We start from the raw sequence: 12,965 nt of genomic DNA on the forward strand, positions 1-12,965 counted from the left end.
TTCTCCTATCGTGTCGTACTTGTTGTAGACGAACTTTGTTCACTCGTTGTTGTCGTTGTTTCCTTTTTCGTCACTGTTTCAGTTTGTTTCGCCTGTAAAGTGATGGTCAACTCAATTTGGTTACTTGGATTGTCAATCACTTGACCAGTCGGTATCGATTGTTGTGTAACGTATCCTTGACCATTCAATTTAATCGTTAATCCCGTTAATTGACCAAACCGTTGTACGTCTTGATACGTCCAACCGACCATATTCGGCATAACGATTGCTCCACCTGTATAAAACATCATTTTTTCATCTGTGCGATAGACGGTATTATCTACCGGCATTTGCTTAATGACCGTATCTTGCGTTCCAAAGAAATACAAGTCTTTAAATCCAAGTTTTTCAAACGCATCTTTTGTCACCTTAACACTAGCATTAACCGCATCAGGCACAGTGACTTGTTCAACAGGTTTCGTTTGTGTTGACACTTCATCAGATGCCGTTTTGTTTTTGTTAATATACGTTAACGCAAAATTGGCAAACTGTTTAAAAATTACTGGCAACGCAGCCGCTGATGAATGCTCCATTGTGATATACACTAAATATTCAGGATCTTGTGCAGGTAAATAACCCACCATTGAATAAATATAATTTCCTTCATCTAGTAAATATTTTTTACGTGCTTCATCATAAATTTGTGCCGTACCCGTTTTAAGTGCGATTTCCGTATTATCCAATCGGTACGATACGGCTGTACTACTGTCTCGATACACCGCTTGTTTTAAATAGTCCAACGTCTGTTTTGCTGCTGCAGGTGTCAAAGGTGTATTGATTGATTCTACAGGTTGATACGTCACATTCCCCGTTGTCGCATTTTCAATACGATCAACAAATCTTAATTTTTGCATTTTCCCTTCGTTGGCAATGGCGGTAAACGCTTGTACCATCTGTAAGTTCGTTACAGAAATCCCTTGCCCAAATGCAGTCGACGCTTTAACTTCTTCCGTACTATAGTTATTTACCCCTGCACTTTCATTGGCAAATCCACTTTGTGTACTTTTACCAAAACCAAATGCATCTAAATAATTTTTCCATTTATCATATCCAAGCTGACTCACCAAATTGACAAATGCAACGTTACTGGATTGTGCTAAACCGTCTAAATACGTAATGGTTCCCCACCCAGAAACGTTCCAATCGTGAATGGTAATATTGCCAACTTCCACACTTCCCGAACGGTATAAATCCATCGGGCTATATATCCCTTCATTTACCACGGCCGCCAACAATAAAGCTTTCATTGTCGACCCCGGCTCAAAGGCGTTTTCAACTAACTGATTGACCCATCCATTTTCCGGATACAATTGGGCAGAAACATTGAATGTCGGACGCTGTGTTACCGCAACAACATCTCCTGTTTTCGGACGCACAACCATGACGTTTAACGCCTTAGGTTTATACGTTTCAAATGCATCTTGCACAATCGTTTCTAAATAATCATTTAATCGACTATCGATGGTGGTATAAATGTTATGCCCATGTTGGACTTGCTCGATAACATTCTGACTGCCGGCAATTGGCAAGCCATGAACGTCTTTTTCATACTGTACAATGCCATCAATACCTGTTAGTTGTGCATTATAAACTAATTCCAAACCCGTAACACCACGTAACGGATTCGTATCAATTTCAACACTCGTATCTTCACGCACATCTTGTGCCAAACCGATAATATTATTTGAAAAATACCCTTTTGGGTAATGACGTGAAATTTTTTCGTTAAAATAAATACCCGGCAACTGTTCAGCAACAATTGCCTCTTTTGTATCAAACGATAAATTAGTCCCCGCATTTCCAAAAGAAACTTGATTCACGTTGCTTTTATTTAAAAAGCCGAGCACATCACTTTCCGAAAGTTTTAAGTGCTTGGCCAATTTTTTTGCGGTAGTTACTTTATCTTCAACTTTAGCAACACCTTTATACTCGTCAGTTAATACAGCGTATAACGAATACGTTTTAACGTCTGTTGCTACAATATCACCCGATACGTCATAGATATTTCCACGACGTGCTGTAATCACATCTTCACGGTTGTATAGCTGTGTGACTAATTTGGTCAAATCTTGCCCGTTCGACGTTTTAAATAACATTAACTGCGCTAAACGTAGACCAAATATAACACAGACAACAAGTAATATTTTCAAATATAATCGGCCTATCGAAACAGATTCGATATAACTTGGTTTTTTGATATTTCTCATCTAGTTACTGACCTTACATTTTTTTCGTTTCTACTTAATCCATACAACTTAGCAATTTCTTCTAAACGATCGGATGTTGTTAAACGATCTATTTTTTGTTGTAAAACGACATTGTCATCTAATATCGCACGCGTTTCAAGGCGAATGGTTTCCACTTGCTGTTGAACCGCATCAAGCGAGGAACGTGTATGAATGGTAACAAACATTAACAATACAATCGCTAAAAATAGTATGACTGCTGTTACTTTTTCAAAGAGTGTCAGCGTAAATGCTTTTGATTTATCACGTACCATTTTTTGTGTCGTCAATAGTATTTCTTCGACCATATTATGACTCCTTCCCTTTAACCCTTTTTATAACGCGTAGCTTGGCGCTTTTTGAACGCGAATTATTTTCAATTTCTTCTTCACTTGGTAAAATCGGTTTTTTAACCACCAACTGAAAATCACTCTCATATTCACTTGCTAAAATTGGCAACTTCGCCAAAGTTGGTTCGACACTGCTATATTCTTTAAAAATTGTTTTAACGATTCGATCTTCCAACGAATGAAATGAAATGACACTCATTCTGCCATCATTATTCAACAAACTCAACCCATCTTCCAGCGATTGTTCTATCGAACCTAATTCGTCATTAACGGCAATACGAACTGCTTGGAAAATGCGTTTGGCTGGATGACCACCTTTTCTTTTCGCCGCCATTGGCATGCTATTTCGAATGATTTCCACCAATTGTCCCGTCGTTTCGATAGGGTGTTGTTGACGAATTTTTTCAATATTTCGTGCAATTTGTTTAGAAAACTTTTCTTCACCGTAGCGATAAAAAATTTTCACTAACTCATTGTAATCCCACTCATTAATAATATCGTACGCTTTCAAAGACTGCTCTTGATCCATTCGCATATCTAACGGCGCATCGTTGGCATAACTAAATCCACGTTCAACGACATCTAATTGTGGTGATGAGACACCTAAATCGTATAAAATACCGTCCACGCCGTAAACAGCGCGTTGATGCAATTCTGCTTTAATGTTTGAAAAATTACTTTTTATAAAAGTAACCACCCCTTTATCAACATATTCTTTTAAAACAACTTTAGCATTATCAATGGCGACACTATCACGATCAAACGCATATAGATGTCCTTTTTCAGATAATTGTGACAATAAATATTGACTGTGTCCAGCGCCACCCAATGTACAATCCACATATATCCCATCTGGTTTAATATTCAATTGGTCAACTGTTTCGTGTAACAACACACTCACGTGTTTGAACATGCACTGTATCACCTTTCATCACTATTTTTATTAGAATTCAAATTCGATTTCTTCCGTTAAGTCTTGAACGTTATCTTGTGTTTCATTTAAGTAATTTTTCCACATTGTTTCATCCCAAATTTCTAAACGGTCTGAAACACCCACAATTCTGACATTTTTCCCTAAATTAGCGTACTCACGTAAAGGTTGTGGTATCATAATGCGCCCTTGTTTGTCAAACTCAACATCTGCTGCTGCCGAGTAGAAGAAACGCACAACTTGTCGAGCATTCTTTTTACTCAACGGTAAATTTTCACTCAACTTATCACTCAGTGATTGCCATGCTTGCATAGGATACCCAAACAAACAGCCATCTAATCCACGCGTAATAATAAATTTATCACCTAATTCTTCGCGTAATTTGGTTGGAATAATCACACGACCCTTTGTGTCTAACGTGTGTTTATATTCGCCCATTAACATGTACAATCACCTCCTCTAACTCAAGATACAATTTTTCTACCATATTCTACCACAATCCACCACTTTCCACCACATTTTTTTAAATAAAAACCACAAAAAAGCAGAATGTCTCAAAACATTCTGCTTTAGAGGACAACTATTAAATCGTTCGCCGCATATTCAGCGGTACGCCAAATTGAAAAAATACCTATATCAAATAGCCTTAGCACTAAAAAATGGTACAATTTTTTATCACATTTTGAGTGTGATATTAAATCGACACGCACCATAAAATAATTTTAATGCTTTTTCAATAAATCACCAGCACCATATACAATTTAAAAAGTGTTGATAACTTTCTTTTGAAAGCCACCAACACCATATATTATAGAGCAATAAAAAAAGCGCCTTTTTGCTAATTGAAAAAGGCACTTTACGTATATTATGTATCTTTGTTACGATTTGTAGAAAATTATTCGCTATCTTCTAATCCATCAATAATTAAACGTACACGTTTATCTCCGCGATCTTTAACACTATATAAAATAGTACGAATCGCATGTGCTACGCGTCCTTGACGACCAATCACACGACCAACATCTTCTGCATGTAACATGAGACGGTATTCCATAAATTCCGCTGTTTCTTCAATTTGAACAGTCATTTGTTCTGGAAATTCGACTAACGGTGTTACCATTGCTAATAGCAATTGTTCAACATTCGGCATATCCATACTCCTTTAACTATACTAAAATGGAATGTTACAAACGCAACATTCCACAATCTATTATTTTGATTGACGAGCTTCGTGGAAAGCTTTCATTACGCCTGCTTTTGATAATAAGTTACGTACTGTATCTGTTGGTTGTGCACCGTTTTGTAACCATTTTAACGCTAATTCAGCATCCACATTAATTTGTGCAGGTTCTGTTAATGGGTTGTAAGTACCTACTTTTTCGATAATACGTCCATCACGTGGTGAACGTGCATCAGCTACAACAATACGGTAAAAAGGTGATTTTTTAGAACCCATACGTTTTAAACGAATTTTAACTGCCATTATTTTTTATCCTCCTAAAATGTAATACTTTGTTAGTTTAATATAAAACAAAAGAGGTGTCAAGTTTTTTTCTTTACACCTCTTCAAAATTTGATTCCCTACTATTTTCAGTTGGTCACTTCTCATAAAAAAGTTAGCAACCGTTTTTAAATCTCTTTTTATGTACGATTCACTTTTAAAAACCACACCATCAATCCTAAAGTTATGAATTGATATTTTCTTGACGAATCGCATCGATAAATTCACCCAAACGTGCCATCGCTTTTTTTAATTGATCTAAAGAATACGCATAAGAAATACGCACATACCCTTCACCACTTGCCCCAAATGCTGAACCGGGTACAACCGCAACTTTTTGGTCTTTTAATAAACGCATACAAAATTCTTCAGACGACATATTGAACTGTTTAATATTCAAGAAAACATAAAACGCTCCCTCGGGTTCAAAACAGGCAATTCCCATTTTCGAAAATGCATTCATTAAAAAACGACGTCTTTGATTGTACGCTTCACGCATCATTTCTATATCATCATCACTATCATTAATCGCATCTATTGCCGCATATTGCACAAATGTCGTCGGCGCAACCGTTGTATATTGTCTAACTTTAATCATATTTTGAATGATGATTTCAGGTGCCATTGCATACCCTAATCGCCAACCAGTCATTGAAAAAGCTTTTGAAAACCCATTTAAAACAACCGTTCGCTCTTTCATTCCTTCAACACTTGCAATACTAAAGTGCGGTGTATCCGTATAGGTCAACTCACTGTACACTTCATCTGACACAACAAAAATATCGTGTTTTTTAATCACTTTCGCCAATTCACGCAATTCATTTTCTTCCATAATCGCACCTGTTGGATTATTCGGAAAACTAATGACCACCGCTTTTGTTTTCGGCGTAATAGCATTTTCTAACTCTTGTGGTGTTAATCTAAATTTATTTTCTTCTTTTAACGGTAATACTACAGGTTTAGCGCCAGTTAACGTGATACTAGGAATATAGGATACATATGACGGTTGTACCACAATCACTTCATCACCCGGATCTAGCATGACACGAAACGCCAAATCAATCGCTTCACTACACCCTATCGTCATCATAATTTCTGTTTTAGGGTCATACTCTAAGTTGTGATGTCTTTTCTCAAATTGAGCGACCCCCTCACGCAATTCAAGCAATCCACTATTTTCTGTGTAAAATGTTTGTCCTTTTCTAATGGATTCAATCGCACGTTCACGAATATGCCATGGCGTTTCAAAATCTGGTTCCCCCACACCTAGCGAAATAACATCTTTCATCTGTGATGCCATTCCAAAAAAACGACGAATGCCCGATCCTTCAAACGTTTGAATCACTTTATTTAATGGATGCTTCATGATTAGAATACCACCATTCTTTGATCGGTTTCAGCATCTGCCATAACAGTGCCATGATCTTTATATCGTTCTAAAACGACATGCGTTGCAGTCGATACCACATCGTCCATAACCGCAATACGATTCACAAATTTGGCAATAGCACGCATTGGCGCTTTACGCAAAATCACAAGCAAATCATATCGCCCAGACATTAAATACAACGCTTCTACTTCTTCATATCCCCCAATTTTTTCTGCAATCCAATCATATCCAGATCCTTTGTGCGGCGTTACTTTCAATTCGATAACGGCCGATACATCCGAATCATTTGTTTTATCCCAATTGATCAACGCTTGATAACCACAAATAATCCCATCTTGTTCTAACTGATCAATAACGTTTTTAACAAGCGATTCTTCTTGACCAAGTAAAACGGCAATCTCTTGATACGTTAAGCGACCATCTTTTTCCAACAACGATAAAATTTGAACTTTTAATTTATCCATTTTCATACTCCTTTATATAATCGGCGAGTTTTTTTGTCCCAATTGCTTTTTCAATTTGTGAAATTTTTATAGGCGATAACTCAATCACATACCGCTTATTGTGCTCTTCATCTTCTCCGTACACAAACACATACTCACCATCATTTTCCAAACCGACATGATGACAAGTTTTGGATAACTCCTCTATTAATTCATCAATACAGTAATGTTTCAGTTGAATGTAAGCATCTTTGATTTCAGCAGGAATGTAATAACCATCAACAAGCACCAACGACTCTTGCTGCTCTTTTTTTCTTCGATTCGCCCGTGCCATAACCGACTCCTTCTCTAATGTTATCATTATTTTATACTCTTTACGGCTTTTTTTCCACCTATTTATTTTTATTGTGAGGTGGTGTTATCTGCTCTGCATTATCGCTAACAACGCACTCTGCACCACCTAAAAAATAAATCAAACTTTTAAATCGTAAAGTTTACGTTTTCTTATTGCAAAGAAAAATCAATTATTGTATACTCTAAAACGTAATCATAACTATTTAAGGAGGTTAGTATGGCAAAAAAATCAAAGATCGCAAAAGCTAAACGCCAACGTGAACTTATTGAAAAATATAAAGACCTACGATTAGAATTAAAAGCTAATCACGATTACGAAGGTCTACGCAAACTACCAATCAACTCAAATCCAACACGTTACAAAAACCGCGACTTAATCGACGGCCGACCACGTGGATACATGAGAAAATTTGGCATGTCACGTGTCAAATTCCGTGAATTAGCATCAAAAGGTTTGATTCCCGGAATCAAAAAAGCTAGCTGGTAGACTAGCAACTACATTTAAATGAATTGAACAGCACTTTAAATGTACCTTTAATTCAGCCATTTCTATGGCTATCGCAACCATTGAAAAAAGCCACAACGCCTAAATAGTTAAAACGGCACGCAAATCATTGCGTGCCGTTTTTTGTATCTGTTTATAATATGCGCATCAATCAGCTGACGCTAACTCTGTACTACAGTTTTCCCATCAATTCTTTAATCGTTGAAATAATCATTGTTGGTGGGTGCTCTAACGTCATTTCTTTATTTTCTTTATTTACCCAACACGTATCAAAACCTGCCTGCTGTCCACCAAAAATATCTGCAGTTAAACTATCTCCGATAATTAACACATCACTTGGATTGACAACACCCAAACTTGATTTAACTGCATCAAAAAATTGTGCATCTGGTTTTTGAGCACCTATTTCGTCCGAAATGTAAATACGAGAAAAATATTCACTTAAACCATTATTTACCAGACGTGTACGTTGTGTATGGGACACTCCATTTGTTACAACGGCTATCGTGTATTGACTTGCAACATTTTGAACGAGTTCTAATGCGCCATCAATCAACTGATTACCTTGTGATAAGTAAGAGCGATAACGATTATCCGCCTCAAGACCATCATCAATTCGTACATCAAAACGCTTTAAAAAATTAGGAAAACGCACCGCTAACAATTGTGCTTTTTCTATCTCCCTTTTTTCATATTGATGCCATAACGCTTGATTGTAAACATGGTACGCTTCATAAATGGCATCCGTAAAGACAATCCCATAATCCGCCAAAAACAATTGAAACGCATTTTTTTGCGCAACGCCAAAATCTAGAAGCGTATCATCAATATCAAATAGTAAAAATTTATAATGCATATCCATTTCCTTTCTGCAATGCACAGTTGATTCGACTGCACCTTAAAACACACAGTATATCATTTAAACATCAAAAAATTTCTCTTTATCCCCTACAACAAATAACCTATCTGCCTATCCGTTATCCTTGACTAGTTCCCCTTTAGCCATTCTCTTTAACTTATTGACCTCATGTTTTTTCAATGGGCGAAACATCCCTGTTGGCATGCTACCTAATGTTAAAAACGCAAACTGTTCACGGCGTAATTTGGTAACCGGAAGCCCTACACTTAATAACATTTTTTTAACTTGATGATTCCACCCTTCGTGAATCACCAACTCAACTAAAGCACTTTGTGCATCATGATCCACACTAAGCACTTGAGCTTGTGCTGGAGACGTTTTTTTACCATCAATCATCACACCTTTTCTCAATTGTTTTAATTGACGTTCTGTTGGAATCCCTTTTACTTTGGCAACATACGTTTTATCAATTTGATATTTTGGATGCATTAACAATTGTGCCAACTCACCGTCATTCGTCAGCAACAACAAACCTGTCGTATCGTAATCTAAACGACCGACTGGATAAATGCGTTGCGGAACTTCGGTAAAATAATCCGTTACCACACGACGATTTTTATCGTCATGCACCGCACTAATGACATTTTTTGGCTTATTAAATAAGTAATACACTAACTCTTCTTTATATAAAGGGACGCCATCTACTTGAATTTTATCATTTGCACTCACTTTAAATCCAAGTTCGGTCACTAACTTTCCGTTAACCTCTACATGCCCACCGACAATTAATTCTTCACATTTTCGACGCGATGCAACACCCGCATGCGCCATCACTTTTTGTAATCTTTCCATTAGTTTTCCTCAGTTTCTTTGCTAGATGCTTGCGTATAACGCTGACTAAACAAATCCATTAATTCCTCATCGTCGGCTACCGTAAACGTTGATAAATCCGGTAACTGACTCATATCCGTTACACCAAAATAGTTCATAAAATATTCTGTCGTCCCATACAAAATGGGTTTTCCTGGTGTATCTTGGCGACCAACCGGCTGTACTAAATCACGCAATTGTAATTTTTGCAATGTCGCCGATGACTGTACGCCACGAATTTGGTCGATTTCGGCACGAGTAATTGGTTGTTTATACGCAACAATGGCTAACGTTTCTAAAGACGCTTGCGATAACTTTGTCGCAAACGGCGCTTGTGCGTATTGCTTCACCACGTCCGCATACACACCTTTAGTCACTAATTGGTACCGATGGGCAAACGAAACTAACGCCAAACCAGAGTTTGCATCATTCAAATACCGATCGTGCAACGCTTGAATGGCTTCTTTTAATTCTTCTTGGGGGTGTTTTAAAAGCAATTCTAAATCACCTAGCGATAACCCCTCATCGCCAGACACAAATAATAAACTCTCAATGGTTGCTTGTAATGTCATTCTTCCTCCTATTGTCATGATGCGTCCATAATAATATCTCTCACACGCTACACCTTTATTAGCGCATCACTAAACCATACAACTGCTTAACGCAAACAAAACCTCACGATTCGTTCGCTATACATAAAAATTCACTAAACTATACTATTTAGCCTATACACATTTAAATACCACTTGTCACTTGCATATGATCCACTTTTCCAAAAAGATTACCTCTAAATAATTTAATCGGTTCATACGGTGTACTTTGTTTAAATGTAATTTGTTGTGTACGTGTTAATTCTAATAGCGCAAGGAATGTTGCTAATAACGTATCCTTGTCGCTTACTAAATCCGATAAATCCGCTGATTCAAACGTCGTCAATTGATTGATAATCGTTTGCATTGACTCTTCTACAGTTAATTTACTCATTTCAATTTTAGCATGTAACGGTTGCTTTTGTGCCTGTTTTTCAAACATGCGTTGAAACGCTTTAACAACATCTTCTAGGCTCACTTCTCCATCTTGTAAAGGCACGACTTCATTTAAATGATGCAAATCACTCGGCTCTTTTGAAAAAAATTGACCACGTTCATCTTCTTTTTCTTTTAAAACATGCGCAACATCTTTGAATTTTTTATACTCAATTAACTGCAATTTTAAGTTTTCTTCTAAATTTTCATCTTCTTCATACTCATCGTCAGTATCCACCGTTTCAACACGTGGCAACAATAACCGACTTTTGATTTCTAGTAACGTTGCTGCCATCACTAAATAATCGCCAGCAACATCTAATTGCAAAATATGCATTGAGCGAATAAACGTTAAATATTGATCGACGATTAATAACATCGGTACATCTTCAATCGACATTTTTGTTTCTTTAATCAAATGCAACAATAAGTCTAACGGACCTTCAAAATCATCCAATGTAATGCGCAATTCCAATTGATTTCCCATGCGTTCTCCACCTTTATCATATGGCTCTATTTTAGCGTATTTAAGCTACAAAATCAAAAAAACAAAAAACTAGACCACTCCTTTAAAGTTAGTCTAGTTTCCCATTATTTATATCGACGCTTGTTTCGTGCTTGACGCCCATTTAATTTACGCCACAACACACCAACAACAAACACGACTAAAACGACAATGACGATTCCCAACAATAATTGTTCTTGCTGTCTTCTAGCTTCTTCTTGTTTTAGTTTAGTCACATTTGTAACAAGTATCGTATCTTCTGTTTTTCCATATAAATTTTGAAACGGACGTTGTATCACTAACGCATCATTTTCTAAACGATAATTTTGTGATACGCTTTGTTGAGACACCACTGCTTCATATGGCGATTCTACACGAATTTCCGTATCATTCACCATATATTCTCCAGCAGCAATCACCACTTTTTTGGAATACGTACGATACGTTTTATCGAGTAAAGCATTCGTATAATAAAAGCGATCCATATTACCTAAACCGTCTTCATATCGACCAACACCTAACACAACGGCAACCAACTGCATATCACCACGATTCGCACTCGCTACAAAACTATAGCCACTCTCTCCACTTGTTCCCGTTTTTAAACCCGTTACACCCGCATAACCTAATGGCATACCCGGCAAAGTGACGTTCGTTGACGTTAACGTTTCAGGATACGCCGTATGTTTTCCCACACTCACTTGCGTTAATTGCGTAATATTGACAATTTCTGGAAATCGTTTTAATAATTCTACCGTCAATTTCGCCACATCATACGCCGTACTATAACTTGGTTGATTAGCAGGATATCCCGAAATTTGAATTAACCCAGAAAAATCAGCCGTCACCGCACCACTCGGATTCGTATACGTCGTATGACGAAGTCCTAGCTGCTGACCCGTACGATTCATTTGACCGACAAAGGCCGATAAATCATTATGACTCAACAAATTAGCCATCATCACACTCGCCACATTAGACGAACTCATTAAATGCATATACATCAAATCTTGCAACGTGTACGTTTCACCTTCAATGATGGTTGTGTTAGACAGTTCAGGCAAACGACTAATTGCTGCATCATTGGCCGTGGCGGTCACTTTTGTATCCCACGATACGCTCTGATTAGCCACTGCTTCATAAACAAGATACGCCGTCATTAATTTGGTAATACTAGCTGGATCCACCACTCTATTTTCGTTATGCGAAAAATACACATCACCCGTTTGCACATCAACAACCATTGCTGACGTCACATCATTATAAGGTGTATAGCCCAATTGTGTTAAGCTCTCTTTTGTATACTCATTCAGCGTTTCACCAAATACGTTGGCACTTGGAAACAACAGTAGACACAACAACATCAACCATTTTACTTTTTTCATCTTATTCCTCATTTTCAAAACAAATCTTCCCATCATCTAACGAAGCGATGCGACACAATGAGCGGACGTCAAACCCATTGTCTTCCAATTTTTTGCGCCCATCTTGAAATGATTTCTCAATTAAAATACCAACGCCTACCGTTTGCGCTCCAGCTTGTTTCACCAAATCATCCAAACCGATAACCGCGCCACCATTCGCTAAAAAATCATCAATGATTAAAACTTTATCGTCACTTGTTAAATACTCTTTTGATAAAATAACCCGACTGACGACATTTTTTGTGAAACTAAACACTTCCGTTTCATATAGCGTATCTTTTTTCAACGTTGAGGGTTGTGTTTTTTTGGCAAAAACCATGGGAACACCGAAACATAATGCCGTCATTAAAGCAGGCGCAATACCACTAGCTTCAATGGTTAAAACTTTAGTAACACCTTTATTTTTAAAATAGTCAAAAAAAGCATCGCCAGCCGCTTTCATCAACGGCGCATCAATTTGATGATTCACAAATGAATCAACTTTTAAAACATTATTCGGAAATACTTTTCCATGCTTCAATACCATTTCTTGTAACAATTTCAT

Annotated in this window: 16 protein-coding genes; 1 reads left to right on the forward strand and 15 read right to left on the reverse strand. The window is 37.2% G+C overall.

The genetic code is table 11. The features are described 5' to 3' along the window. Positions 1–5 precede the first annotated feature (5 nt). From J7S27_05230 to J7S27_05270, 9 genes are all read right to left on the reverse strand, one after another. A complete protein-coding gene (locus tag J7S27_05230; GenBank protein ID QTU82699.1) occupies positions 6–2,246 on the reverse strand; it encodes a transpeptidase family protein in 2,241 nt (746 codons plus the stop codon). Then, on the reverse strand, positions 2,243–2,572 hold the full coding sequence (gene ftsL / locus J7S27_05235; GenBank protein ID QTU82700.1) for a cell division protein FtsL: 330 nt from the start codon (positions 2,570–2,572) through the stop codon (positions 2,243–2,245). Before ftsL ends, J7S27_05230 begins: the two co-directional genes overlap by 4 nt. Position 2,573: 1 nt before the next feature. After that, positions 2,574–3,527, reverse strand: coding sequence for a 16S rRNA (cytosine(1402)-N(4))-methyltransferase RsmH (rsmH, locus tag J7S27_05240; protein ID QTU82701.1), 954 nt, complete (start codon positions 3,525–3,527; stop codon positions 2,574–2,576). Between the two features lie 30 nt (positions 3,528–3,557). Next, positions 3,558–3,989: a division/cell wall cluster transcriptional repressor MraZ gene (gene mraZ / locus J7S27_05245; protein ID QTU82702.1), complete on the reverse strand. Its 432-nt coding sequence runs from the start codon at positions 3,987–3,989 to the stop codon at positions 3,558–3,560. Positions 3,990–4,440: 451 nt separating this feature from the next. Then, entirely contained in the window at positions 4,441–4,695 is a 255-nt protein-coding gene (locus tag J7S27_05250) for a KH domain-containing protein (protein ID QTU82703.1), read from the reverse strand. 60 nt (positions 4,696–4,755) lie between these two features. Then, positions 4,756–5,028 carry a 30S ribosomal protein S16 gene (rpsP, locus tag J7S27_05255; protein QTU82704.1) on the reverse strand — a complete coding sequence of 91 codons (273 nt, stop codon included), beginning with the start codon at positions 5,026–5,028 and terminating at the stop codon, positions 4,756–4,758. 202 nt (positions 5,029–5,230) lie between these two features. Then, positions 5,231–6,412: a pyridoxal phosphate-dependent aminotransferase gene (locus J7S27_05260; protein ID QTU82705.1), complete on the reverse strand. Its 1,182-nt coding sequence runs from the start codon at positions 6,410–6,412 to the stop codon at positions 5,231–5,233. Between the two features lie 2 nt (positions 6,413–6,414). Continuing rightward, entirely contained in the window at positions 6,415–6,900 is a 486-nt protein-coding gene (locus tag J7S27_05265; GenBank protein QTU82706.1) for an Lrp/AsnC family transcriptional regulator, read from the reverse strand. After that, positions 6,893–7,240 (reverse strand): hypothetical protein, encoded by a 348-nt coding sequence (locus J7S27_05270; GenBank protein ID QTU82707.1) that lies wholly within the window; start codon positions 7,238–7,240, stop codon positions 6,893–6,895. Before J7S27_05270 ends, J7S27_05265 begins: the two co-directional genes overlap by 8 nt. Before the next feature lie 210 nt (positions 7,241–7,450). On the opposite strand from J7S27_05270, the gene rpsN reads away from it, so the two are divergent. Continuing rightward, positions 7,451–7,720, forward strand: coding sequence for a 30S ribosomal protein S14 (gene rpsN, locus J7S27_05275; protein ID QTU82708.1), 270 nt, complete (start codon positions 7,451–7,453; stop codon positions 7,718–7,720). A gap of 190 nt (positions 7,721–7,910) precedes the next feature. On the opposite strand, the gene J7S27_05280 is transcribed toward rpsN, so the two are convergent. The 6 genes from J7S27_05280 to J7S27_05305 form a co-directional block, all read right to left on the reverse strand. Then, on the reverse strand, positions 7,911–8,594 hold the full coding sequence (locus J7S27_05280) for a YjjG family noncanonical pyrimidine nucleotidase (GenBank protein QTU82709.1): 684 nt from the start codon (positions 8,592–8,594) through the stop codon (positions 7,911–7,913). Positions 8,595–8,708: 114 nt separating this feature from the next. After that, positions 8,709–9,449 (reverse strand): rRNA pseudouridine synthase, encoded by a 741-nt coding sequence (locus J7S27_05285; GenBank protein ID QTU82710.1) that lies wholly within the window; start codon positions 9,447–9,449, stop codon positions 8,709–8,711. After that, positions 9,449–10,039, reverse strand: coding sequence for an SMC-Scp complex subunit ScpB (gene scpB / locus J7S27_05290; GenBank protein QTU82711.1), 591 nt, complete (start codon positions 10,037–10,039; stop codon positions 9,449–9,451). The genes J7S27_05285 and scpB overlap by 1 nt, the downstream gene beginning before the upstream one ends. A gap of 163 nt (positions 10,040–10,202) precedes the next feature. Continuing rightward, a complete protein-coding gene (locus J7S27_05295) occupies positions 10,203–10,979 on the reverse strand; it encodes a segregation/condensation protein A (GenBank protein QTU82712.1) in 777 nt (258 codons plus the stop codon). Positions 10,980–11,083: 104 nt separating this feature from the next. Then, entirely contained in the window at positions 11,084–12,382 is a 1,299-nt protein-coding gene (locus tag J7S27_05300; protein QTU82713.1) for a D-alanyl-D-alanine carboxypeptidase, read from the reverse strand. A 1-nt stretch (position 12,383) separates the two neighbouring features. Next, positions 12,384–12,965, reverse strand: a complete 582-nt coding sequence (locus J7S27_05305) for a xanthine phosphoribosyltransferase (GenBank protein QTU82714.1) — start codon at positions 12,963–12,965, stop codon at positions 12,384–12,386.

The organism is Carnobacteriaceae bacterium zg-C25, assembly GCA_017945845.1.
Taxonomy (GTDB): domain Bacteria; phylum Bacillota; class Bacilli; order Lactobacillales; family Aerococcaceae; genus WM01.